The sequence below is a fragment of the Prosthecobacter algae genome (genome assembly GCF_039542385.1).
In the GTDB taxonomy this organism is placed as follows: Bacteria; Verrucomicrobiota; Verrucomicrobiia; order Verrucomicrobiales; family Verrucomicrobiaceae; genus Prosthecobacter; species Prosthecobacter algae.
In genome coordinates this window covers 84,487-109,575 of the sequence record NZ_BAABIA010000013.1, presented here as the reverse complement: position 1 = coordinate 109,575, position 25,089 = coordinate 84,487, and the positions used below count along the sequence as shown (strand labels likewise).

The window sequence follows — 25,089 nt, the reverse complement described above, 5'->3', positions numbered from 1 at the left end:
TGAACCTCCTCACACCCTCACACCCCGCCCCCAGCCTTCGCTCCCGGAGGGAGCCCGGAACGTAGCCGGTGGTGAAGGGGGCGCAGCCACCGAGAACCACCGGATCCCCCAACCTAACCAACGATGCCAATCAAGGTCGCGTCCTGAAAGGACGCCGGAATCCCCCGTCCGCCCCCATCATCCCCGAACCTCCCCACCGCCCCCGAGAGGAACGCGGAGATTCGCTTCGCGGCTTCGCACTTGCCCGCATCCTAAACCCACCGGACGCGCAGCGTCCCTGACTCCTTCCGTCCGCCCCCTCACGCCACCGAAAATGGCCAAAAGACAGGGGGTGAAAAATGAACCCCAAATAAACACCCTTCTTGTTAGGCGAAGCAACCCCACCCTTCACCCAACATCCTACGGCCATACGCCCCCCCAAACCACGGGACTTGGCAAGTCCCGCTCCTGGGGCTGGCCCTCTCGTGACCCCAGGCCTTTTCGAAAGCTCATTCTCATTCGTAGCTGCCCGCGCCAGCGGGTGGCCCGCCTCGAAAGCTCTCCACACCTCGAGCTTCCCCAACCCCCACGCCCTGGCGGGCGCAGCCACACCGCCGCGAAGCGTCCTGGACTGCGCCAGTCCTCTGGCGCTTTCGAAAAGGTCTCACGCCTCCGTTCGCCCTGGAGCGCGGGCGTCCCGCCTGCCGTTTCACGCGTCTCGCGGGAAACCGTTCTCCCACCCCGCAGCTCATGTCAGGCACCCCGCAGCAGCCACCTCGGTTCACGGTCTTCGGCGAGACGCCGAACACAGCACGCGAGACGCGTGCGCTCCATCTAAAACCCGGTCGTCCACCCCCTTGCCACACTTCCTGTTAATCCTGTAAAAAAGCCCCCATTCCTCCACCCCCGATCCCCGTCCGCCCCAAACACCCCCAAGGAGCGGGACTTGCCAAGTCCCGGCCTTTGAACCTCCGCACATCTCACGCCACGTCTCCCCAAAGAATGGCAAAAAGAGATTGGGCAAAAGATAGAGCAATCACCTGGCCTAACAACGGATGCAGCATCCAAAGGACGCATCCTCATCCACCCCATCGGCAATTCCCAAACCACGGGACTTGGCAAGTCCCGCTCCTTGGGCTGGGCCATCGCGGGCCGCAGACCTTTTCAAAGCTCCCCTCCTGTGAATCCTGCAATCCTGTCCAAAACTCCCCGATCCCCCCGCCCCCCTCACATCGAGTGATTCTGCTCGTGCCACTCGCGCAGTTGCCGCATCTGCTGCTTATTCGGTTTCGTCAGCATCTCGTGCTCCGGCGGCGTCTCCAGCGACTTCTGTCGGCGCAGTTCCGCCGCCTTCTGGATCCACTCCAGCGGCGTCTGGTTCTCGTAAAACTCCGCCACCTGCGGCGCACTCAGCCGCCGGGGCGCAAAGGCCAGCACCTGCACCCGCAGTCGCAGGTCCCCGCGCACCACCTCCAGCACATCCCCCGCACGCAAATCCCGCGCCGGCTTCACCGGCTGCCCATCCACCGTCACATTCCCCTTCGCACAGGCCGCCGTCGCCAGGCTGCGCGTCTTAAAGAGGCGCACATGGTGCAGCCACTTGTCCGCCCGCTGGGTCTGTGCCGCCTCACTCATGCCTTCTTCACCAGTCGCGCCGCAAAGGCACCGTCCGTCTGCTCCTTCGGCGGGAAACTCAGCCGACTCTCGATCATTTCCAGCTCCGGATGCGCCTCCAGGATGGCTTTGATCACCCCCTGGTTCTCCTCCGGATCAATGCTGCACGTGCTGTAAACCAGCGAACCGCCCGGCTTCAAAAACCGCAGGGCCGACTCCACAATCCGCCGCTGCGTCTCCGCCAGCACCGCGAATTCCTCCTCCTGCAAACGCCACCGCACATCGATGCGGCGCCGCATCACCCCGGAGTTCGAGCAAGGCACATCCAGCAGGATGCGGTCAAACAGCACATCGCCAAACGGCGGCGGCGCATCGCCCAAAAGATCAAACGTATGCACCTGCGCGATGCGCACCTTCAGCCGCGTCAGGTTCTCACGCAGCCGCGTCAGGCGGATCGGGGAAGAGTCGCAGGCAAAGATGCGACCCTCATTGCACATGATCTCCGCCAGCAGCGCCGTCTTGCCACCCGGGGCCGCGCACGCATCCAGCACCATCTCCCCCGGCTTTGGCGAAAGCATGCGCGGGGCATGCGCCGTGCTCGGGTCCTGCGCATAGCAAAGCCCGTGCTTCAGGGCCTCACGCGGCGCCGTTTCACATTGGTAAAAGCCTTCGCCCACGTCCGTCAGCTCCGGCATCTTCGCCAGGCGTTCAGCCGCCTCCTCATTCAGCGCATTCAGCCGCACATAGGTGTGGGGCGGCTCCTGGTTCCACTGGCACAGCGCCTCCGCCTTGGCCTTGCCCATGATCTTGATCCAGCGGCGCACCATGAATTCCGGGTGGGAGTAGCGCACCGCCAGCGGCAGCCCCTCCACCATCGCATGCAGCTTCGCCTCCTCACGGCCCGCACGCCGCAGCACCGCATTCACCAGCGCGCCGGATCGGCCCGCCGCAGCCACCGTCTCATTCACCGCCGCATGCGAAGGCACGCCCAGCAGCAAAAGCTGGCACAGGCCGATGCGCAGCAGCCACCGCGTGCGGTGGTCCAGGTGCTTGCCCTCCGTCATCTGGTCCGCCCAGAAATCCAGCAGGCTCAGGTTCCTCAGCGTGGTGAAAACAATGTCATGCAGAAAGGCCGCATTCGGCGGCGAAAGCACGGCACGGCGCACACGCTCATCGAGGAGCTCAGTGGCAAACCGGCCAGATTTTTGCCAATCGGTCAGGACATCCAGCGCATGGTTGCGAACGCTGGTCGAAGGGGAGGATGAATGGGTGGTTTTCAGGGATTCAGAAGGGAAAAAAATCAGTCACATCAACGGGACAAAAACGGCGTTCTAGCCGCGCTCAGCCACCACACCCCGGCCGATGCCGCGATACTGAAAGCCGAAATCACGCACTGCCGCAGGGTCCAGCAGATTGCGTCCGTCAAAAATCAAAGGCGTGTGCATCGTCTCGCGCAGCGCGGCCAGATCCACCGAGGCAAACTCGGGCCACTCCGTGGCGATGATCAGCACCTCGGCCTCTTTCGCCGCCTCCAGCGCGCTCTCAGTCAGGCGGATCTGGGCGGCCACCGGCAGCTCGCGCGCCTTGTCCATCGCCTTCGGATCATACGCACTCACCACTGCCCCTTCAGCCACCAGCCGCTCCACCAGCGTCATCGCGACAGAGCAGCGCACATCGTCCGTGTTCGGCTTGAAGCTCAGCCCCCACACGGCGATCTTTTTGTCCTTCAGCACCCATAGCGCCTCGCGGATGGCATCCAGAAACCGGTCGATCTGCCGGTTATTGATGCTCTGCACCTCCTTCAGCAAATTGAAGGGCAGGCCCAGTTGCTCGCTGATCGCGATGAAGGCCGCGATGTCTTTCGGAAAGCAGGACCCACCATAGCCCAGGCCCGCATTCAGGAAGCTGCGGCCGATGCGTTTATCCGCACCGATGCCCTCCGCCACCTTCAGCACATCCGCCCCGCTGATCTCGCAGATCTCCGCCAGCGCATTGATGTAGCTGATCTTCAGCGCCAGGAAGCTGTTCGCCGCATGCTTGATCAGCTCCGCACTGTTGATGTCCGTCACCAGCACCGGGGCCATGAAAGGCTCATAGATCTTCTGCATCAGCGCCAGCGCACGGTCACTGTTACCGCCGATGACGATCCGGTCCGGCTTCATCAGGTCCGCCACCGCACTGCCCTCACGCAGGAATTCCGGATTGCTCACCACATCGAATTCCACGCCCGGCTTCGCATGGCGGCGGATGGTGTGCGCCACCCGCTCCCCCGTCTTCACCGGCACCGTGCTTTTGTCCACGATCACCCGGTAGCTCGTCAGATACTGCGCGATCTCACGCGCCACCTTCTCCATGAAGCTCAGGTCCACACTGCCATCCGCCTGCGGCGGAGTCGGCACCGCGATGAAAAGCACCTCGCCATGGTCCACCCCTTCTTCCGTCGAGGAGGTAAAGCGCAGCCGCTTGGCCGAGACGTTCTTCTTCACCAGCGCCTCCAGCCCCGGCTCAAAGATCGGGATCTCACCGGCCAGCAGCGAGGCCACCTTCGCCTCGTCATTGTCCACACACACCACGTGGTGCCCCGCTTCGGCAAAGCAGGCCCCTGTGGTAAGTCCGACGTAACCGGAACCGATGATGGTAAGCTTCATGTGTAAAGGTGGGAGTCGTCGCAGAGGCCGCAGCCAGCAGCCCCAGGGCCCCGAAACCGCGCTTCCAGCCCTGACGGCTCCGCACACTGTGCCCTTGGGGCCTTCACTCTCAAGGTCAAACTGCGCTACTGGTTGCCGCCACGGCCCGAAGGATTCGGGTCGATGTCCAGCGGGATGCTCAACTGCGGGAAATCCTTCAGCGTCAGCGAGAACAGCACGCCGAAGTCAGACAGGCCATCGCGGTTATCGCGCACCATCGCCCCCACGGAGGCCACCCAGCTCGAAAGATCGCGCGTCACGCTGTAGCTCTGGAACTCCATCGTGCCGTCATCCATTTCAAAGATGTGGTTCATGGAGAAGCCCCAGTTATCCGTCAGGCGGGTGTAGATGCGGGAGAACACCAGGCTGGAATCCGCAAAGTAGGGGCTGTCGCTCACATACTGGTGGCCCAGCGTCAACTGCATGTTCCGCGCTGGCATGAAGGTCACGCCCTGGTTCAGTTCGGTGAAGCTACCGCGACCGCTTTCCAGCGGGATCTGCGCATCCATCCAGAAATTGAGCCACGGCACCGGACGCCAGAACAGCTCATTGTAAAGGTTCGACAGGCTGCGATCGAACTCAGGATCCTTCATGAAAAGGTCCACATAGGTGTTCAGCCCAGCCCAGGTGTAGGTCTGCGTCTCCTCGCTGGAGGCCGTGTAGAAATTGCCGTTGTTCGTGGTCGTGTAGTCACGCTTGGTCTGCAACAGGTTGCGCATCCCGATTCGGGCGATGTTCCAGGATTCCAGACTGTCCACAGCGGTAAACAGCGGCACATCAATCGAACGCGGGCGCGTCGTCGGCGACAGCCGATCCACCAGTTGGAGGCCTTCCATCTGGGAATCTCCCACATCCAGGTAAGACAGGTTCACATACGGCTGTAGCACGTGGCGCAACCCATTCAGGCCCCACTCAGGCTTCTGGAAATCACTCCACGTTTTGCTCAGCTTGAACGACACATCCAATCCCGCATGGAAGATCGTCCGCGTGGCGTCGGAAAGATTCGAATACGCGTCCCCCTCAATGTCGGAATAGTGGGTCAACCCACCGCCAATGCGCGGAGTCACATTCAACCAGCCGAGGAACGTCTTCGGATAGAGCAACTCCTGGTAAGTGTGCACGCGTGCATACCCGGCACCTTCCAGCACGGCGGAGAAGAGGTCAATACCCCGGCTCAGATCTGCCGCACTCAGGCCACCACTCGGGTCAAGTCCCAGAAAGGACTGATAGCGACGGCGGCTGTCCGGATCCAAAGCCGCACCACCGGTGAGTTCCACACGACCGTCACGGATCAGTTTGCTGAAATCCTCCTCCTGTTCATCGCCCAGCTCATCCTTCAGGATGCCCGCGCTGAAAGTCCCCTGGTGATAAATCCCGGTATGCCAAAGCTGGCGGCGGGTCCAGTCAATCGCCAATTCCGGCAGGCGCGTGCCCACCGAGTAAAAGTCATTCGCCTGGAAGCGCGCCATCAGCGTCGCCACATAGGCTGGGTCCGTGTGCACCAGCGAGACCTGGTTTTCCGGCTCGGGTGTTTCACGGAAGTCATTGAAGAAGAAGTCTTCATAGAAATGCGCATCCGAGACCTTGTTGATGTCAAAGTCCAGGTACCAGGTGCTCTTCTCCGGCCCAGGCAGGTAGATGCGGTGCTGGAAATTGATGCGGTAACGATCTTCACCCACCGGACCGCGTTCCTCGCCCGTGCGGTTGTTGGTCGGGTCAGAATCACGCAGGTAATACAGCTTCAGGTTGCCGAAGTTCTTGCGGTTGTCCTTGTGCCGCAGGGACAGGAAATCAGCCCCCACACCCACACCACGGGAGGAACGCAGATCCAGACGATACTTCGCCAACGTGTGGTCCCCGTGGATCACCCCATACTGCGCCAGGAGGAATCCACCCCAGCGGCTCTGAAAGCCCGGTGTGAAACGGTAGCCCACTTCCTCCGCCAGCGGCTGGGAGATGAAGGGAAAGTAAAAGATTGGCGTATCTCCGGCGATCACCGTCACATTCCGCATCACCACGCGGTCGCCAGGATAGATGGTGATCTTGCGCGCCCGCAGGCGGAAGTTCGGGTTCTGCACGTCATGCGTGGTGAAGTAGGTGTCGCCGCCTTCCAGCTTCTGGATCAGCTTCGTCTCTGTCTCAAACTTGTCCGTCTCGTAAAAGAACGTCCCCATCTCCATGGGCATGGAGCTGCGCACCCCATCCCCGCTCAGTTCGCCGGAGTTCGCATTGTAAATGATGTTTTCACCCCGGTAGGTCGTGCCCGCCTTCCAGATCACCACGCCGTCGCGGGCAATGATTTCGCCCGTGGTCGCATTGTAGCTCGCCGTGCCGCAGCGGATCTCCACATCCGTGTAGCTGATGCGTACATCGCCTTTCGCAGTCGCCAGTCCCGTCTCCGGGTCGTAGGTCGTGTCCAGACCCTCAATGTTAAGGTTGCTCGTCAGAGAGTCGAGCACAGCCTGGGCGCGCAAGCCAGGGGCGACCATCAGAGCTGCAAAGCCGAGAACGACGCACAGTCGGGAGAATGTCATGATGCCAGAGAGATTGGGAGAAACAGCCAGGAACAACAAAAAACGGAAGAGTCAGACCCGGCAGGAGCATTCAATAGGCCACCGCCCCAAGGGTGACAAGAAAAAGCAGGGGAAAAATCCCACCCGGCAGAATCATTCTTCACTGCCACCACCCGCACGCACCGCGCAGATCCCACGCTTGCTCGGCGTGGCGACAAAATCCAGCAGCCGCTGCGCCGCCGGGGTCCATTCCCGCCCACGAGCCACCGCCACCGCCTGGGACAGATTCAGCCCCGAGACGAACAGCATTTTGAACAGTTCCTTGATCTCCGCCCGCTGCTCCTTGCTGAAGCCCTGCCTGCGCAGACCGATGACGTTCAGCCCCATCAGCCGGTTGATCCGGTGCGCCGCGCAGTAGTGCGGGATGTCCTTGCCAAACCCGCCATTGCCCTGCACCACGCAGTAATCGCCGATGCGCATGAACTGGTGGAACACCGCCCCCCCCCCGATGAAAGTATGGCTGCCCACCGTGATGTGCCCCGCCAGCAGGCAGGCATTGGCCAGGATGTTTTTGTCCCCCATCACCACATCATGCGCCAGATGCGCCCCGGCCATGAGAAAATTGCCATCGCCCATGCGGGTGAAAGCCCCCGCCTTGCTCGCCCGGTGCACTGTCACATGCTCGCGCAGAACATTGCCTGCACCGAGGATCACCCCCGACTCTGTCTCCGGCTTGAATCCCAGGTCCTGGGGATCTCCGCCAATGATCGCCGCCCGGCCGATCACCGTGCCTGCCCCCATTTCCACATGCCCGACGATCTGGGCCTGGGCCTCGATCCGGCAGCCCGCCGCGATCTTTGCCGGGCCATCCACAATCACATAAGGGCCAATCTCCGCAGTCGGATCAATTTGGGCAGAAGGATGGATCAGGGCGGTCGGGTGGATCATTGGGCGTAGCAATGGCAGAAGGTCATCCAGGAATCAACCCAGCAGAGGCAGTGTGCGCTTTTGCTGCGCACTTTGATACGCCGTGTCCACGATCTGCTGGCCGATGCGGCTCACCTCCAGCGTCAGCGGCCCGATCAACGGGGCCCCCGTCTCCAGGGAATGGATCAGGTGCTCAATCGGGTTCCGGTTCGGCGCGGAGATCACATCCACCGGCACCGCATACCCCTCTGGCCGCGCCCGGGTCTGCACCCACAGCGTCTTCTCATAGTCGTAGCAGGAGATCGTGCCCGCAGACCCCCGCAGGATAAAACCGCACTTCGGCTGCGGCTGGTGCGTCCAGGGATCCGTGAAAGTCCCCCAGCGGGTCTCCGTCTTGCTCAGCCCCTTGGCGTAGCGGATCACCGTCACGCTGTGCTCATCCACCTCCAGCCCGTTCGGGTGGTCCCAGGTGCAGGTCACCTCCTGCGGCACCTGGCTGCCCAGATGCCAGGTCCCCAGCGTGGCCCCGTAGCCCATGTAGTCCAGCAGCGATCCCCCACCCTGCTCCCGACTGTAAAACCAGCTCGCCGCCTTTTCCTCCGCCGTCGGCTCGTGCTCCGCCTTGTCCGCCCCATGGCACAGCGGCCCCCGGTTGCCCCCATGATGATGGAATTCCCGCACCTCGCCGATCAGCCCTTCCTGGATCAGCCGATGCGCCGTCTGCTGCCCCGCATCCCATACCAGCGGCCAGTTCACCGCCAGCACCTTCCCCGTCGGCTGCATCGCCGCCACCATCGCATCCGCCTCTGCCAGCGAGGCTGCAAAGGGCTTCTCCATCAAAATGTGCACCCCATAGGGGGCCACCTTGGCCACCCACTCCCCGTGCCGGGAAGCCGCCGGGCACAGCACCACGATGTCCGGCTTCGTCGCCTCCAGGCAGGCACGGTAGTCTGTGAAGACCTGATCCGCCCCCAGCCCGAAATTCGCCGCCGCCTCCGTCATTCGCTCCGGCTGCTCATCGCAGATGCCCACGATCTCCGCCGAGGGGTGCCCGAACGACTGCCGCAGCAGGTCGCCCATGTGAAAATGTTCAAAATTAATCCCTGCGATGCGCCAGCGTTTCATGGTTGAGTGTGAACAATCTGGGGAGAATTGCCCCAAGAGCAACCGCCCACTTTTCCCCAAAACCAGGCGCTGTTAATCCCATCAATTCACAGCTTATTCACAATCCACAAACAACAGCTAAAACCCCCGTTTTTTCACCCCGCCTCAATCACCCCCTGAATGAATAGGATTTAAGCGTCTTTTCAGCCTGCTATCAGGCGTGGAACAGGCATTTCGCCATAGAGGAACGAAACGAATCCGTCACCGATGCAGTTTCCCGCTTTTCCACCGCCTTTAGACCTCACTAAAGACATCACAAGCACTCAATCCATTCATCATCAACGACTTACACACCATTCCCCAAAGACCTATTAACCCCTGTGTAGTATCTCCCCGGAGGCAAAATGGCCTCTTCGCCCCCGCTTCGAAATGCAGGCTGTAAACCCAAAGTTTCATTTCAGGCAAAATGCAATATCGAGAACCGTGCCAACATTTCAGTCTAACCAACATTATTTTTTGGTAACTTTTGCGGCCAAAAGCGGTAGCGGGAAAAAGCCGAAAAAGCTCGGTTGACAACAGTTTCTTCACAGCGGCTGTGGAGAAGGCGTTAAAGCAAGAAAAAAGCCAATCCTTTTGGGATTGGCTTCTAACACAGGGCATCCTGAAAAAAGACTTTTAGGCAAAGACGCTGGTGATGGGCTGTCCTTTGTCAGCAATCGTGAAGGGGCGCTTGCTGGGGCTGTAAATCACCTGATCCAGCGGCAGGCCCAGCGCATAGGCGATGGTGGCGTTGAAATCGGCGATCTGCACCTTGTTCTCGGCCACTTCGCGGCCTTCCTTGTCGGTTTTGCCATAGGTCATGCCCCCGGCGATGCCGCCCCCTGCCAGCACGGCAGAGAAGGCTTTCGGATAGTGGTCGCGGCCGACGTTCTGGTTGATGTCCGGCGTGCGGCCGAATTCGGAGGTCAGGACCACCAGGGTGTCCTTCAGCAGGCCCCGGGCATTGAGATCCTGCAGCAGGGTGGCGAGGCCCTTGTCCAGGGTGTCGCAGAGTTCAGGCACGCGCACGAAGTTGGCCGCATGGGTGTCCCAGCCGCCCAGGCTCACCTCCACGAAGCGCACGCCGCGCTCCACCAGACGGCGGGCCAGCAGGCAGCCCTGGCCAAAGGCTTCTTTGCCATAGGCCTTGCGCAGGTCCTCAGGCTCCTCGGTGAGGTCGAAGGCTTTCAGGTCTTCGGACTTCATCATGGACATGGCATTGTCATACATGTCGCTATACGCCTTCACATTGCGGTGCTGGAAGGTGCTGCGGAAGTCCTGGTCCAGTTCATCGGCCAGGTTCATGCGCTTCACAAAGCGGTCCTCGGTGAGGCCGGGCTGCAGCTTGACGTTCTTGAGGCCGTTCTCAGGATTGTTGACGTAAAGCGGGCTGAACTGGGCAGGGAAAAAGCCGGAGCCGGGGTGGCGGCTGTCGTTGCCGATGAAAACGAAGTTAGGCAGGGTGCTGTTGCCGCCGCCCTGGAAGACGTTCAGCCACGCGCCCATGGCCGGGTGGCGGATGGTGCCACGCAGGTCATAGCTGGTGTGCATCATGTAGTTCCCCTGCTCATGCGCGCCCTGGGTGGAGGTGAGGCTGTTGATGACGCAAGCGTGGTGCATCTGCTGGGCGCTCAGCGGCAGGTATTCGGAGATGCGCACCCCGTCGGCACTGGTCTTGATCGGCTTCGTCGGCCCGGCGGTTTCCACGCCTTCCTTCGGATCCCAGGTGTCCATGTGGCTCTGGCCGCCGGACATGTAGAGGTAGATCACGTTTTTCGCCGTGGCCACCTGCTTCAGCTTCGAGGAGTTTTCAAAAGCTCCGTAGGACTTGCCGTTCATGTAGCTGCCCAGGAGGCCCACCCCGAGGAGGGAGGAGGCGGTCTTGGCAGCGAAGTCGCGGCGGCTGATTTCACCGGAGCGGAGGAGTTTTTGGGTGAGTTCTTGGCGCATACGGGTAGGCGGCTAAAGGGTGGCTGAAGAGGCTGGATTACTGAATGAAAATGAACTGCTGGGTGTTCAGGAGGGAGAAGACGAGGTCTTCGATGGTGGTCAGCCCCTGTTCCTGGGCCTTCATCCACACTTCCTTTTCCTTCACGGTCGGCTTGCGGGAGAGCACCGTCTTATAGATGGCCTCCACCTTGTCATCCGGATACTGGGCCTTGGCCACGGTGAGCATGAGCTGGCTGTGGCGGTGCAGGATCTGCGGCATGAGCTGGCCGTTCATCATGGCCAGGGCCTGGGGCACGCTGGCCTCGTGGTTGGCGTTCTCGATGGACTCGCGGTCGCTCTGGCCAAACTCACGCAGGTAGTGGCCACGCGGGGCGGGGCTTTCCAGCTCGGCGGAACGGACCCAGTTGCGGATCTGCTCCGCACGGGCGCGGAAGTAGTCGCGCTGCTGTTTCTCGGGTAGGCCGTAGAAGTTGGCCTCCTCTTTCCAGACTTCCTCGCGGGCGGCCTGGGCGGCCTTTTCCTCTTCGCGGGATTTGCGAGGGGTGTCATAGCCAGGGAGGAAGATCTTGTCCTTCACATCGCCATCGGCCATGGAGGCCATCATCATCATGTCCATGCCGCCGCTGGCAGCCACCACCTGGGCGCCGTCTTTGCCACCGGGCTGGAGCACCGCAGGCACCACGCCGAGGTCGGAGGCCAGCTTCTTCATGCCGGGCAGGATGAGGTTCTGGTTCACCGAGGTGCGGGTCTCGCGCTGGAGCTTGGAAAGCTGGTCACGGAGCTTGGTGACCGTTTCTTTGTCTTCCTTGGCCCGGGCTTCAGAGATCTTCGTCTGCAGGTCGCGGACGGTCTCGGCCTGCTCCTTGTACTTCTTGCCGGACTTCTCTGCCCCTGCCAGCACTTGTTCAGGTGTCAGGGCTTCCATGGAATCGCTGATCTTCTTGGCTCCCAAGATACGGTTGTTGAAAGCCTCGCGCAGGGGCTCGTTCGGCATGTCAGGGTTGGGGTTGATCAGCGTCACGAACGAATCCCACATCTGCTCTGCCGTCATGCGGCGCAGGATGGGGCCGGTGAAGTGATAGACGATACCAGGGGCGATCTCCTCGCGGGTGACCTGGCGCTGATAAGCGCTGGTGTTGTAAAGCACCCGCAGGTAGGCCTTCATGTCATAGTTCAGGGACACGATCAGCTTTTCCAGGTGGGCCTGGAGTTCTGGGTTCATCGGCACCGTGGAGTCCATGATCTCATCCAAAGGCTCGATGAGGGCCAGGCCAAACACGCGCTTCCACAGGCGGTTGGCGATGACCTTGTTAAAGCGGTCATTGTCCTTGGAGGCCATCCAGCGGGCGTAAGCCTGGAGCTGGGTCTCGCCGGGTTTCACCTCAGCGGCATGGCCAAACATGGTGGCGGGCTCCACACGGGAGCGCGGCTTGGCATCGCTGTATTGATAGTCGTGCGGGAGGGTCAGCTTGCGGGTGTCTTGGTAGTTCACCGAGGTGTAGCGCATGAGGTTGCGCACATCGGTGAGCGCCTCTTCCACATAGCGGTTCTCCTTGCGCACGGCCTCGCCGGCCAGACGGGCCTGTTTGCCGATCTGCTCGGCATCACGCTTGGCCCGTGCCCGCTCTTCGGCGGTCATCTTCTTGTTCATGACCGGCATCACGAACTTGTCGCGGGCGGCCTTTTCCCGGTCGCGCAGCATCTGGCGTGCGCCTTCAGAACTGCCGCCGTAATAGTCATTGGTCTGCACCGGATAGGTGAAGGCGGCCATCTGGAAGAACTGCATCTGCGTCCATTTGTCGAACGGATGGTTATGGCACTGGGCGCACTCCACACGGGTGCCCAGGAAGACACGGGCCGTGTTGGCCATGTTGTCCAGCGGCATGCCGCGATCGCGCATGTAATAGCCGATGGCCCCATTGTCCCAGGCCTCGCCCTGGGCGGCGACCATGTCGCGAACGAACTGGTCATAGGGCTTGTTCTTGCGCAGGCTCTCCTTGATGAAGTTAGAATAGGCCGCGCCGGTGATGGCACCAGTCTGGTTGCCATTGGTCTGCGTGCGCAGCACATCGGCCCAGTAGTTGTAGGAGTGCTGCACGTAGCCTTCGGTGGCGAGAAGATGATCGATGAGCTTGGCGCGCTTGTCCGGGGCCTGGGAACTCAGGAAGGTCTCCGCCTCGCGGGTGGTGGGGATGCGGCCCGTGATGTCCAGATAGATGCGGCGGACAAAGGTGTTGTCGTCCACCTCAGGGTTGCCTTTGACGTTGCTCTTCTTCCAGTCTTTCTCCAGCAGGGCGTCGATGGCACGGGCGGCGGAGGTGGCATCCCCGGCGGCCTGGGCGGACGCGGTGATGAGGAGGAGGCTGAGCAGAGCGAAAGGACGCATGCGTTTCATGTACAAACCAACGCCAAGGCCCACGTGCTTTTTCACAATCCCGTATAAATCTTTTTCGTTAGGCCGGAAACGTCTCACGCCACAAGGCCAGCGCCTGCACCACATCCTGCCGCCTGTTTCCGGGGCTGAGTTCCCACACCAAAGGCACGCCCGCAGGCACCAAAGGCAGCAATTCAGCCAAAGCGACGCCGCCTGTACTCAGCGGTGCGCGGTGATCTTTCTTCGGCCAAAGCACGTCATGCACATGGCAACCGAGCAGACGGCTAGCAGTTTGCGACAAATAGAGAGCATGATCCACCAGGGCCAGATTTGCCTGACGCTGCACGTGACCGAAGTCATGCCAGGAACCCACCCAGGGGCAGTCCGCATATTCGGCCAGCAGCGCCACCATCTCGCGTTGATTTGGGATCTGCTCGTAGTGGCTGCGGGTCTCGATGCCCAGCTTCACGCCTTCCTTTTCACAAAGGGGCAGCAGCTCCGTCAGGGCCGCACGCACATGGTCGAGGGCCCGTGCGCTGGCCTTATCCCGTTGCGCCACGAGATCCAGCTTCAGGTTGCAGTAGTCTCGTGAATAAAGCTGCCCGGCGAGGGTCATCGCCTCCAGCTTTTCCGTGAGGGATCGTACCTTGGCGCAGCCCAGATGAATCACCACGCGGTCCGTGCCAAAGCGGGCCGCCATGGCCAGGGTCTTCTTGGTCAGGGAGATGGCGCGCTCGCGTTCCCAGGCCTTTTCAGAAGTGAACTCGTACACATCCGGCGCATCCATCATCACCTCCACCGGCGGCGGGCAGAAGTTGTGCAGGCTGCTGACCTTGATCTCGCCTGCGGCCACGGCCTCCAGCAATCCGGGCAGGAGAGAGATCTTGGTGCCGTGGCTGATCTCGATCCATTCAAAGCCCAGCTCCCGCGCCTCGGCAGCCAGCTCGCGACCCTCGGTGTGGCGATGACTGTTCCAGCAGGTGGAAAGGGAAAGGATGGAGGATGAGGCAGGCACGGCGTGGGCGGAAATCATCTCATGTACTTATCGGACGCGGAGTCAACGCAGATTGCGGGGGAAGGCAGGCAAACATCGTCTGCCCAGGAAAAAACAGCGCGTGGGGGAAACCCCATGATGGGGGGAATGGGGAGACGCAGTTTTTTCCCCATTTGGGGGTGAAGCCTCCTAACCCACGATGGACCAACGACTTGCGATGGGGATGGGATGGGGATTTCCTTCCCCATGGTCTCCCCATGGGGATTTTTGAAGCGGAACGCGGGTTCGTTTGCGGATGCAAAAAAGGACACGCGGAGTCCCAGAAACAAGCGGTGAAAGGGAGTGGTCATGCCAGCGTCAAAACGAATGGTGTATTCTATCATTTACCGATGACGATGGCGAGCAAAAGAAAGGGGTGGCTTGCGGGCTTCGGGCTGCCTTTGCGCCGAACACATCCAGCCTACGTTTCCAGGCGGGGGCTATTTGAAGCCCAGGATCTTGGTGGCGGTGGCCATGGACTTGACGATGTTTTCTTCTTCCAGCGTCAGCAGGGCGAGCTGCGAGAGTTCACCGAGCCTGGGCAAAGTGGCGGTGCGGTGTTCGCGGACCCAGGTCAGGGTGCGGGCGAGGTCGCGGCCCGGCTTGTCGGGAAAGGTGGCCCAGTAGGTTTCCTTGAGGCAGGGAATTTCCAGCGGGTCGCGGGTCATCAGCTCCAGGTGGAAGCGCAGGCCGGGGCGCGCGGCGAGCAGGAGGCTGATCATGCGTGGCAGGTCTAGGCTGCCCTGCCCCAGCGGCACCTCGCGCATCTGAAAGCCATCTTCATCGTCGCGCACGGCGATGTCCTTCAGATGCACGGTGACGGCGTAGGGGGCTAGGGCCTCGACGACCGCCAGCGGATCTTCCAGCAGGGCAAGGCTATTGCCGGTATCCACACAGGCGCCGATGTGCTCGCTGGCCACGGCTTTTAACGCCGCCACCAGTTCCTGTAGCTCCCAGTCCTTGTGATTTTCGATGCCGATCTGCACCTGCAGTCGGCGCGCCACGGGCTCGGCCAGGGTGATGGATTTCAGCGCGGCTACCTTCCAGGCTTCGAAGTCGGCCCGGCGCGCCAAGACCTCATAACGCCTGCCGCCCAGGGCCGTACGAAAGACCATGGCCCCGGCCTCGCGGGCGGTGCGCAGTTCCCGCTCAAAGCGGCCCACATCGCCTGCGTTTGCGGGCAGTTTCACACTGCCTTCGATGGCCATGTCGTAGGATTCGCAGGTCTGCCGGACCTGTTTGGCCAAGTCCAGCGTCCAGCCTTCGACACCAATTTGGAGGGAACCGAATCCCAGGCCGCGAATGTGGTCCATCACATCCAGGGCGTGGGCAAAAGGCGGCACCTTGAAGCTGGAGTACTTCCCGCGCCAGCGGTGGGAGTAGGAGGCGATCGCCAGGCCCAACCGCCGCTCCCCCAAGGCCGCCCGCAACGGCAGCGCCGTCGCAAGCATGGCAGTGAGGAGACCGCGCCGGTTCATGGGGACAACCTGGGTGCAAGGAGCGTGCCGTCAAGGTGGGATGATTGAAGGGAATGAACCGTTCATCGTGAAGCTGGCGATGATGGGAGAAGCCATCGGGGCAATTTAGACAGGATTAACAAGATTTGCAGGATTCACAGGACATGAAAATTCAGGCCGTCAAAGACAGGCTTACTCCAACCATAATCAGTGCGGGAATGTCGCTGGCATCCTGTTCTGGGGATGTGGGTTGTTCGTTGCACGCTCGGGGCGGATGGGTGGAGGGCACCTGGGGTCGCCGCAAGGAGCGGTGTGGCGCTTGAGTGCTTCCCACCGCACTCCGGGACGCTTCGCGCAGTGGGTTGAGTGGAGGTGCACTGATGACGGGGGGGTTAGGGGCGTGCGGTTTTGTTAGCTCGTTGATCTGTTCGCGTTCGGCGTGGTTTTCCGCACAGGGACTGTGCGGGCTACCTTTTGGCTGCGGCGTTCCAGGAATGTGGCTTTGTTAGCTCGTTGATCTGTTCGCTTTCGGCGCGGCTTTCCGCACAGGGACTGTGCGGGCTACCTTTTGGCTGCGGCTCTGGGGCACGTTTTTTGTGATTCTCGGAAATGTTGCCCATTATCTCGTCACACTCCTCTCTTAAAAGACTAACCCAGGAGGTCATGAAAGCCGCTGACTCCTCTGCCTCCTCTTCCCTACCGCCAGTGCTCACTCCGTTAGGCGGGAGTGCGGGGAGCGCGGGCTCGCTGGCTTTTGCTGCCGTCATGGATCTGAAGTGGATGGCCGACGAACGCAAGATGTGGGATGCCAAAGCCTTGAAGAAGGATCTGGCCAAGCTGGAAAAGGACCCGAAAGTGGCCGAGAAGATCGAGCACCTGGACTACTGCTCCACCAAGCTGCAGGAGGCACGGATCACGGAAAAGCTGCTCGTGGACAATCCCAGCCGACTGGGCGTGGCCGCTGACCAAGTGGCGGATAAGCTGGCGGAGGTGCGACTGCGCATGGATAGGATCAACGACGACATTAATAACACTCTGGCGTCCCCCGAAATCCAGACGCTGCATGCGACGCAAATTCAGGCCGACCTGGCCACCTCCCTGCGCAACACACGCGGGCAGCACCTGATGGACGGTGGGGACAAGCTGCGGGCGACGGTGGATGCGGGGGCGAATCTGGCGGTGAATGCGACGAAGGTGGGAGTCGTCGCGGCGGATGCAGGGGCCACGGCCGTGAGTGCCGTGGGCATGGTGGGCGGAGCGGTGAATATCCCCCTGGGGGCTACGCGCGTGGTCACCGGCACGGCCACCGCCGTGCGGGAGGGCCTGATGGCGCACAAGGCAGGAGACGTGAAAAAGAATGCCCACGATGCCCGGAGCGCCGCTTACCTGAGTGGGGAGGATGCCCTGGCCGCCGTCGCCAAACGCGTGGAGATGAAACAGACTAAAAACCAGGTGCACCACACCCTAGCCGCAGTCGCGGGGGCCAGTGCCGCTGTGGCCGGTGGAGCCACCGTTGTGGCGGGGTCCGCCGCTGTCGTCGCTGGGGCCATGGGGGCCGGCACCTTTGGCGCTGGGGCCGCCCCCGCCGCCATCGTAGCCACCGCGACGGGCGCTGTCGCCACCGGTGCGGGTCTTGTGGCCACGGGAGCCTCCGTGGGGGTCGTCGTTTACGATGTGGGCCGTCACGCGCACAGCAAAAGCATGAAGCAAAGTGTTGCCGATACCGAGAAAGCCCTCTCCAAGCTGGAGAAGTACGGGATGAAGGAATTGCCCAACATTACCAAGCTGGAAAACAAGGAATACAAACAGGCCCTTCTCGAAACCGTGGATAACGAAAAGGACAAGTACTTCGTGGGTAAGCTGAAAAACCGCATCAACAATGACCTGGAGAATAACCAGATGGTCATCGAAGCGGGGATGAAGGTGAATGCCGTGATGGATAAAGCCGCCGATCTGGTCAAGTCCGCCGGCCAAGCGCTCAGGTCGCTCCCCTCCCCAGGCGAGATTATGTCCCAAGCCCAGACGAAGTACAACGACACCAAAGTCGGCCACGCCACCGCCGTCATTGCAGGGGCCGGGGCCGCCTATCTCGCCGTGAATGCCAAAGTCGCCGGGGCCGGGATCGAGGCGGCTGGGAAATTGGGTAAATTTGTCACCGATAGTGTGAAGGCCAATCTCCAGGCCGTGCATCAAGGCCTAACCAATTGTTACCAAGAGCGCAAACGCGGCATCGTGCTGGACTCGAATGCCGTCCACAAAGGAGACTCCGTGCGAGCCAAGATGAATTCCGCACGCGAAGTGACCCTCACCACCAGCGATGTGAAAACCATCATCTCCCTGCAAAAATTCTCGGACAAGCACGGCCTCATGCCTCCGGGCAATGCGGCCCCTGACATCCTTACCATGAAAGAGCTGCAAAGGTGCTGCGGGATCAAGAAAATCACCCGCGACAGCGGCGCTGCGGCTGAGGCCTTTGCCAACCGCCTCAAAGAAGACTGCCTCCAGGCCGCCGGGCAGCGCAATGGCCACGGCATCATCGCAGCAGACCTGCCTGAAGAGGCCGCCAGCGTGAAGCTGGCGCGGCAACTGGGGATGAAGGATGCGGACATTGTGCGAGTGGTGAACTCCCAGATGCACGCGGATAAAAATGTGCAAAAGGCGGGCCAGGATTCCCTGCGCAACCACGTGCGCATGAAGTGACCCCACGGCCCCCCGTTTTCGCCCCGTTTCACTCTAGCTTCAGACCCTTTCTCCCACCACCCGCATGTCGACTCCTACCACCGGCCTCGGCCGCCTCGCCGCCATCCTCACTACCGAATCTGACGAACCCGTGATCCACACCCCGGCCCAGCCCGGCGTGAGCGTGGAGACGGTGGCCGTCGTCGCGGATGTGTGGCAGGGCGAGCAGATCATCACCCTCAGTTTCACCAGCCTTACGGAACTGCTCGCCACGCAGGGTTACAGCCCGCAAGAGCCCACCGTGGTGGAGCTCCTCCACGGCTCCGCCCTCCTGCCCTTCCAGATCCCGGCGGAGCGGATGCCCGACTTCATGCAGGCCGTTTTCATCATCAATCGCCTCTTGCCCGTCTGCTCCTACGGGTTGGATGTGGAACAGGGCGTCTGTTACCTCCAGTGCGGCCTGCTGACCTCCCCACCCGATCTCCCCCCAGAGATCGCGATCGACGCTGTCGGCCACGCCGTCACCGCGATCCAGCAATACGCCCCCTATTTGGTGGCCATCGCCGCAGGCAGCACCACGCTGGCCCAGTTCCGCGCTCACCTGAAGAGCCGCCACATCCTGCCGCCGCCCCTGCCCATCGTGACTCAAGAAATGCCTCTGCCCTAGTGCGACGTCCCAGGCGATCCCTTCTCCACACACGGTGTGGATGATCGGGATTTGGGGCATGCGGTTTTGCTAGCTCGTTGATCTGTTTGCTTTCGGCGCGGCTTTCCGCACAGGGACTGTGCGGGCTACCTTTTGGCTGCGGGGCTTGGGGCGTGCGGTTTTATTAGCTCGTTGATCTGTTAGCGTTCGGCGTGGCTTTCCGCACAGGGACTGTGCGGGCTACCTTTTGGCTGCGGGGTTTGGGGAATGCGGCTTTTTAGCTCGTTGATCTGTTTGCATTCGGCGTTGCTTTCCGCACAGGGACTGTGCGGGCTACCGTTCAAGCGGCTACGCTCGGGGCGGTTGGGTGGAGGGCACCTGGAGTCGCCGCAAGGAGCGGTGTGGCGCTTGAGCGCTTCCCACCGCACTCCAGGACGCTTCGCGTGGTGGGTTGACTGGAGGTGTGATCAAGACGGGGGGCATGTGGGTTTATTAGCTCGCTGATCTGTTTGCATTCGGCGCGGCTTTCCGCACAGGGACTGTGCGGGCTACTTTTGGGCCGCCTGCTGCGCGGGTCTAACCAATGATGTTTAACGGTACCTACTCCAGTTCCGGCGGGACGTTGCCGTAGGTCCAGGGTTTGCCGAAGATGGCTTTGGGGGCTTCGGGGGCGGGGGTGGGGGTCATCTCGCGGGTGAGGGCGATGCCGGTTTCGGCCATCTGGCGACCGGCGGTGATCTCCAGATTGCTGTAAGCGGTGAGGCGGGTTTCATATCCGCCGCCGTGAGGGCCGAAGGCTTCCTCGGTGGGGACATAACCAACGATGCCGTTGGCCAGCTCCACCGGGAAGGTGAAGGGAAAGGGGCTGCCTTTTTTGATGTCGAGTCCGAACTGGACGAAGTATTCGGCCGGGTTGCTGACGAAGGCGGCGGGGCCGACCTGGATAACCTGCACTTCGGTGTCCACCTTGGGAGTGACCTGGCAGAGGTGGTCGAGCATGACGATTTCCTTGGCAAAGATCCAGCCGGAGGTGTCGCCCTTAGGCTTGCCTGCCTGGACGATTTCGAGGCTCTTTTTCACGCGTTCAGGGGCGGGCTTGCGGCGGGGGATGGAGAGCACTTTCTGGCGGCTGTCCAGCACGGCGGCGGTGCCGCGCGGGCTGGTGAAGAGGACTTTCAGGGCCTCGGCCCCGACACGGCCCCCGACGAGCTGTGCCCACTCCTCCGGACCGGGGCGGCGGGCGGTGCTAAGGTTGTCCACCTGGGTCACATCGCCACAGGCACCCTGCATGAAGACGACGGGGGCTTTGGAACCGAGAGCACCTTGAATGGTTTTTTCCAGGTAGTAGATCCAGTTGGCCGAGATGCCGCCGGGGTTGGTGGTGGCATGGCAGGCGTAATTGACCATGACGCCGAGGAGCTGGCCCTGCATATCCCAGGCACCGATGACGCCGACCTGCGGGTCAATGGGCCCGGCGTATTCGATGATGTCGGCATTGCCGGGGCCGGGGTGGCTCCAGCTCTGGCCGTTTTTCATGCGCAGGCGGCGGTTGAAGGCCACCTTGTCCTCATGGCCGAAGCCGAAGCTGAGCTGGGCGGGCACACGGGCCAGGGAGGCGGCGCGGACGCCTTCGACGATCTCATGGGTGACGCGGAGGAGGAAGCCGGCATCGGCGCAGGAGGACTCCTCATAGGCGAGCTTTTTCACCAGGTCTGAGGCGGCATCATATTCGCCCGGCAGCACCATGCCCACGGGGCCGGAGGAGTGGGAATGGGAGGCACCGACCATGACGCAATCGCCAGGGATGCCGAGCTCTTTTTCAATGCGAGCGCGGGCATCCAGCACCACCTGGCGCGGCACGACGAGGGTATCCAGCCCGATGAGGGCGACCTTCTTTTTGCCATCGTCAAAGAGGGCGACGCGCACCTTGCAGGCATCGTGGAATGTCAGGTGGTAGGATTTGCCATAACCGCCGGGCTGCTCCATGCCGATGCCGGGGGTGATGTCCCGCTCCGCAAAGCCCGCCTTGATGGTGGAGGTGGGCGCGGGTGTCTGGGCACTGAGGGCCGAGGCGAGGAGACCAAAGGCGAGGAGAAGGTTTCTCATGGAAAGAGGATACCGTGCGAGGAAGGCGGCTTTGCACGGCATAGTCACCACATTTTGACTTTTCCTGATCTGTTTGGCATAAGGCGGGAGTTCCCACGCTATCCCATGCCCACGCTCGATCACGAAAACCGCCTCCGGGCCGCCGGCCACCGGTGGATTGCGGGCATTGATGAGGCAGGGCGCGGACCGTTGGCGGGCCCGGTCTCCGTGGCGGCGGTGATTTTGCCGGAAGACTTTGAGCACCCGTGGCTGAATGATTCCAAGCAGCTCTCGCATGAGAAACGCGAGCGGCTGTATGAGGAGATCACGGGCAATCCGCTGATCCGCTGGCATTGCGAGATGATCGGGGTGGCGGAGATCGACCGCATCAACATCCTGCAGGCCACGTGGCTGGGCATGCGCCGCTGTGCGCTGGCGCTGGATCCTCGGCCCTGCGCGGCGCTGATTGATGGCAAGCCGGTGCGCGACTTTCCGGTGCCGCATGTGGCGCTGGTGAAGGGCGACAGCCTGAGCTACTCCATCGCAGCGGCAAGCATCATTGCGAAGGTGAGCCGCGACCGGCTGATGGTGGAGATGGCGGTGAAGTATCCGGGCTACGGCTTTGAGATTCACAAGGGCTACCCGACGCCCCGGCACCAGGAGGCGCTGAAGCGGCTGGGGGCCTGCCCGGAACATCGGCGCAGCTTTGCCCCGGTGGCGCAGCTAGAGCTGGGGCTGTAAAAAAGGTGCGGATGGAAATTTAGCAGAAAATTCTACTTTCTGTAACTCCGAGGGAAGGATAAGGGCATTCATTAGTCAGTCCACACTCCCGCATGAAACGAACACCGCTCCTCAGCCTCGCCGCAGTATGCCTGCTGGCCCAGTGCAACAAAGCCCCGCAAGCCGCCGCCCCGGTGGCATCGACCACACCGGCAGTGCCCAGCGTGCCGCTGATCACCAGCCATGCCTCGCCCTATTTCATGAAGGTGGCCTCGCACCTGGAAGTGGGCGGCTCTTCCTTTAACTATGCGGACAAGGCCGGGCTGATGGAAGCCATCGCGATGATGCTGGACGATGCCGTCAAGAACCTGCCGCCGGAGCAGCGCAAGGAGCTGCCGACGAGCTTTTCGTTTGTGAAGCTGTTCCAGGATTTCGGCCTGGACAATGTGAAGGCGCTGGGATCCAGCTCGCGCCGCATGGACTCGGGGCTGTACCACTCCCGCTCGTTTGCCCTGACTCCAGATGGGCGCAAGGGCCTGATGACACTGAATGGCGGCCCAGCGGAGCCTTTCATGATCCTGCAAACGGCCCCGAAGGGCACGGATCTGGCGCTGGAAATCCCGCTGCACCTGAAGTCGGTGGCGAAGGATTCCCTGGCCAGCTTCATCGCCATGATGCCTGAGCAGGGGCGTGCGAATGTGGAGGCCCCGCTGAATGAGCCGGTGCCGATGCTGGGGATCACCAAGCGTGAACTCATCGAAAAACTGGATGCCCGCCTGGGCCTGTTCATCCAGGTGTATCCAGACCAGCAACTGCCGCTGCCGGGGGCCGAAGTGCCGGTGCCGGGCCTGGATGCCCTGCTGGTGGCGGATCGCCTGGGCTGGCTGCTGGAGCCGCTGAAGCAGCAGTTTTTGCCGATGCTGAGCAATCCTGCCATCCCTGTGGAGGTGGTGGACAAGGACGGGGTGCTGACCATCACTTTCAAGGCAGCCGTGGGCCCTGCGCCGATGGATTTCCAGCCGATGCTGCGCTTTGACAGCAAGGCGGACCGGCTGATGCTGGCCACGCGGGCCAGCTTTCTGAAGAAGGCGCTGGAAGGCAAGGAACTGCTGACCACCGATGCGGAATTCAAGACCGCGTGGACGGGCATGCCCCAGGAGGGCAACGCAGCGGTGTATCTGTCCCCGGTGCTGCTGAAGACGCTGCAGAGCCTGGCAAGACAGGGCATGGAAGTTTCCACCGAGCCGCAGTCCATGAAGGACATGGTGAACAAGGGGCTGGACTTTCTGACACCCTACCTGGGCCACGGCCAGGCGGGCTGCATGGCCAACCTGCCGGATGGCACGCTAGGCCTGGCGAACTTGGCCTTCCCGCTGAGCGACACCTCGGTGCTGACCTCCATCACCACTCTCTCCATCCTCTCTTCGCTGGCGGTGCCGACGTTTAACCTGATGAGCGTGAAGGCCAACCAGATGAAGGCTTCCACCCAAGGTCGCGAGATCGTGCTGGCCCTGCGGGCCTACGCGGCGGAACACAACGGTGCGCTGCCCCCGACGCTGAGCGACCTGCCAAATGGAGCGGAACTGCTGAACCGCGAAGGCGGCACCCCAGTGTGGCTTTACGATGCGACGCTGACCGCCGATGCGCCCAGCAGAGCCATCGTCCTGGCCACGGAACCCTATGCAGGCCAGACCCGCTGCGTGGTGCGGATGGATGGCAGCGCGGAGACCATCAAGGAAGAGCGATTCCAGCTCGAGAACAATGAAAACCTGATCCAGCGATAAGCTGGCTGAGGAGAAGGATTTCGCGAAGACCCGGCCCCCGGAGGCCGGGTCTTTTTTGTTAGGGGCGCAAAGACCCGTCTTTGGCGAAGAGCTGTCCCCTTCCTCTAAATGGGAGGCAGGCCGCCGCGTTCGTTTTTGCTGCCGCAGGAGGGGCAGACGGTGATGCTGCTGCCCTTTTTTGGGATGGCGTAGGTGCAGCCACAGATGCGGCAGAGGATGGCGATGCGGCGGCGTTTCAACTCGCGGCGGCGTTCGCTCCAGAAGGTGTAAAACCAGAGGGCGCAGACGCTGGAGACACCGATGAGCATGACCAGCATGATGAGCTGGGCGAGACCGATGCCGATCATGGGGCCTTCACCTCCCAACGGAAGGAGACCTGGCCCCACTCCATTTCCTTGTCCGCCGGCGCAAAGCGCATCTGGGTGATGGCGTGGTGGAGCTTTTGGTTAATCTCCACATCATCGGAGGCGCTGAGTGGCAGGGCCACGATGACCTGGCCGAGACGGCCAATGGCGATCTGGAAACGAGGGCGGGTGATGTCTGCCAGGGGCACACCGGGGATGTCCAGCCGGGCGGGAGCGCGGGCGGCCACGGGGCCTTCCGGGACGGCGCGGAGGACGGAGGGCGCAGCAGGTGGGGCATCGGCCGTCCGGGGCTGGGCGGCGGGCAGCGGTGGCAGCACATCCATGTCCAGGGCAAAGGGGCGTACCTGGCTGCTGGCGGCGAGGCCGGAGGGCACGGGCTTCAGCCGCAGCTCATGTTTGGCATAACTGGGAGAGTAGGAAGGCATCCGCAGGGACTTCAGCGGGCCGGTGATGGAGGTCTCTGAGGGCAGCAGGCCAAAGCTACGGTCCATGGCCTGATGAATGAGAGCGCGCTCGGCAGGCTCGTTCGGGTTCAGCAGGAGCACACGCTGGGGGCGAACATCCACCGGCCGTGACTCAGGCGTGACCACGCGAAAGACGATGAACATGCCCACCAGGGCGGCGAGGGTGACCAGGAGGGCCAGCCCCATGCGGACGATGCTGCCATCGTGCGAATCCCAGTCAAAGATGAGGGCGCGTTCGTGCTTCATGGCACCAGGGGCGCGGGCGTGGGGGTGGTGGAAAGGGCGGCTTCGAAGCCGAGCTCCTGCGCCAGATTGATGACCTCCACCACGCGGCCGCTGGGGGCCTGGCGATCATGGTGGATGATGACGCGGCGCTCCCCTGCCCGACCATCCACAAGGCGCTGGGTGAGCTCTTCAAAATTGACCCGGCGACCATCGAAGTACATGGGCACCTCATTGCCGGGGGCGATGGTGATGATGTGCGCGCGATCGAAACCCGTGAGGCGGCTGGAGGAACGCGGCTTTTCCACCGTGATGCCGGACTGAATGACAAAACCGCTGCTGAACAAATAATACACCAGCAGCAGCAGAATGGCATTCAGCAGCGGCGTGATGTAGAGCCAGGGACTTTGCCTCGGCAAATGGCTTTCGAGCTTCATCGTTGGCAGG

General features: G+C 61.9%; 18 protein-coding genes. 4 read left to right on the top strand and 14 right to left on the bottom strand.

All coding sequences use genetic code 11. From position 1 onward, the window contains the following. Positions 1–1,206 precede the first annotated feature (1,206 nt). From ABEB25_RS23345 to ABEB25_RS23300, 10 genes are all read right to left on the bottom strand, one after another. The gene (locus tag ABEB25_RS23345) at positions 1,207–1,614 is read right to left on the bottom strand and encodes an RNA-binding S4 domain-containing protein (protein ID WP_345738871.1); all 408 of its coding nucleotides are present in this window, start codon (positions 1,612–1,614) and stop codon (positions 1,207–1,209) included. Next, complete coding sequence (rsmB, locus tag ABEB25_RS23340) at positions 1,611–2,873, bottom strand: 16S rRNA (cytosine(967)-C(5))-methyltransferase RsmB (protein WP_345738872.1); 1,263 nt, start codon at positions 2,871–2,873, stop codon at positions 1,611–1,613. Before rsmB ends, ABEB25_RS23345 begins: the two co-directional genes overlap by 4 nt. A 51-nt stretch (positions 2,874–2,924) precedes the next feature. Beyond that, positions 2,925–4,241 carry a UDP-glucose dehydrogenase family protein gene (locus ABEB25_RS23335; RefSeq protein ID WP_345738870.1) on the bottom strand — a complete coding sequence of 439 codons (1,317 nt, stop codon included), beginning with the start codon at positions 4,239–4,241 and terminating at the stop codon, positions 2,925–2,927. 125 nt (positions 4,242–4,366) lie between these two features. Continuing rightward, entirely contained in the window at positions 4,367–6,814 is a 2,448-nt protein-coding gene (locus ABEB25_RS23330; protein WP_345738869.1) for an LPS-assembly protein LptD, read from the bottom strand. 132 nt (positions 6,815–6,946) lie between these two features. Continuing rightward, the gene (lpxA, locus tag ABEB25_RS23325) at positions 6,947–7,741 is read right to left on the bottom strand and encodes an acyl-ACP--UDP-N-acetylglucosamine O-acyltransferase (RefSeq protein ID WP_345738868.1); all 795 of its coding nucleotides are present in this window, start codon (positions 7,739–7,741) and stop codon (positions 6,947–6,949) included. A 33-nt stretch (positions 7,742–7,774) separates the two neighbouring features. After that, positions 7,775–8,845, bottom strand: coding sequence for a Gfo/Idh/MocA family protein (locus ABEB25_RS23320; protein ID WP_345738867.1), 1,071 nt, complete (start codon positions 8,843–8,845; stop codon positions 7,775–7,777). A 654-nt stretch (positions 8,846–9,499) separates the two neighbouring features. Next, positions 9,500–10,813: a DUF1501 domain-containing protein gene (locus tag ABEB25_RS23315; protein WP_345738866.1), complete on the bottom strand. Its 1,314-nt coding sequence runs from the start codon at positions 10,811–10,813 to the stop codon at positions 9,500–9,502. Between the two features lie 37 nt (positions 10,814–10,850). Further along, entirely contained in the window at positions 10,851–13,199 is a 2,349-nt protein-coding gene (locus ABEB25_RS23310; protein WP_345738865.1) for a DUF1549 domain-containing protein, read from the bottom strand. A 67-nt stretch (positions 13,200–13,266) separates the two neighbouring features. Beyond that, entirely contained in the window at positions 13,267–14,220 is a 954-nt protein-coding gene (locus tag ABEB25_RS23305; protein WP_345738864.1) for a sugar phosphate isomerase/epimerase family protein, read from the bottom strand. Positions 14,221–14,660: 440 nt separating this feature from the next. Continuing rightward, on the bottom strand, positions 14,661–15,698 hold the full coding sequence (locus ABEB25_RS23300) for a sugar phosphate isomerase/epimerase family protein (RefSeq protein WP_345738863.1): 1,038 nt from the start codon (positions 15,696–15,698) through the stop codon (positions 14,661–14,663). A gap of 642 nt (positions 15,699–16,340) precedes the next feature. On the opposite strand from ABEB25_RS23300, the gene ABEB25_RS23295 reads away from it, so the two are divergent. Both ABEB25_RS23295 and ABEB25_RS23290 read left to right on the top strand, forming a co-directional pair. Beyond that, the gene (locus ABEB25_RS23295) at positions 16,341–18,377 is read left to right on the top strand and encodes a hypothetical protein (RefSeq protein WP_345738862.1); all 2,037 of its coding nucleotides are present in this window, start codon (positions 16,341–16,343) and stop codon (positions 18,375–18,377) included. Between the two features lie 64 nt (positions 18,378–18,441). Next, entirely contained in the window at positions 18,442–19,023 is a 582-nt protein-coding gene (locus tag ABEB25_RS23290; protein ID WP_345738861.1) for a type III secretion system chaperone family protein, read from the top strand. A gap of 579 nt (positions 19,024–19,602) precedes the next feature. Here the strand turns inward: ABEB25_RS23290 and ABEB25_RS23285 are convergent. Next, complete coding sequence (locus tag ABEB25_RS23285) at positions 19,603–21,108, bottom strand: hypothetical protein (protein ID WP_345738860.1); 1,506 nt, start codon at positions 21,106–21,108, stop codon at positions 19,603–19,605. A 105-nt stretch (positions 21,109–21,213) separates the two neighbouring features. Here ABEB25_RS23285 and ABEB25_RS23280 point away from each other — a divergent pair, with 105 nt between their 5' ends. After that, positions 21,214–21,828: a ribonuclease HII gene (locus tag ABEB25_RS23280; RefSeq protein ID WP_345738859.1), complete on the top strand. Its 615-nt coding sequence runs from the start codon at positions 21,214–21,216 to the stop codon at positions 21,826–21,828. Positions 21,829–21,920: 92 nt separating this feature from the next. Continuing rightward, positions 21,921–23,591, top strand: coding sequence for a hypothetical protein (locus ABEB25_RS23275; protein ID WP_345738858.1), 1,671 nt, complete (start codon positions 21,921–21,923; stop codon positions 23,589–23,591). A 104-nt stretch (positions 23,592–23,695) separates the two neighbouring features. On the opposite strand, the gene ABEB25_RS23270 is transcribed toward ABEB25_RS23275, so the two are convergent. Genes ABEB25_RS23270 through ABEB25_RS23260 form a run of 3 tightly spaced genes read right to left on the bottom strand, consistent with a single transcriptional unit; the run spans position 23,696 to position 25,079 of the window. Beyond that, entirely contained in the window at positions 23,696–23,938 is a 243-nt protein-coding gene (locus ABEB25_RS23270) for a hypothetical protein (RefSeq protein WP_345738857.1), read from the bottom strand. Next, positions 23,935–24,666 carry a hypothetical protein gene (locus ABEB25_RS23265; protein WP_345738856.1) on the bottom strand — a complete coding sequence of 244 codons (732 nt, stop codon included), beginning with the start codon at positions 24,664–24,666 and terminating at the stop codon, positions 23,935–23,937. Before ABEB25_RS23265 ends, ABEB25_RS23270 begins: the two co-directional genes overlap by 4 nt. After that, a complete protein-coding gene (locus tag ABEB25_RS23260) occupies positions 24,663–25,079 on the bottom strand; it encodes a biopolymer transporter ExbD (RefSeq protein ID WP_345738855.1) in 417 nt (138 codons plus the stop codon). Before ABEB25_RS23260 ends, ABEB25_RS23265 begins: the two co-directional genes overlap by 4 nt. Between the last annotated feature and the right edge of the window lie 10 nt (positions 25,080–25,089).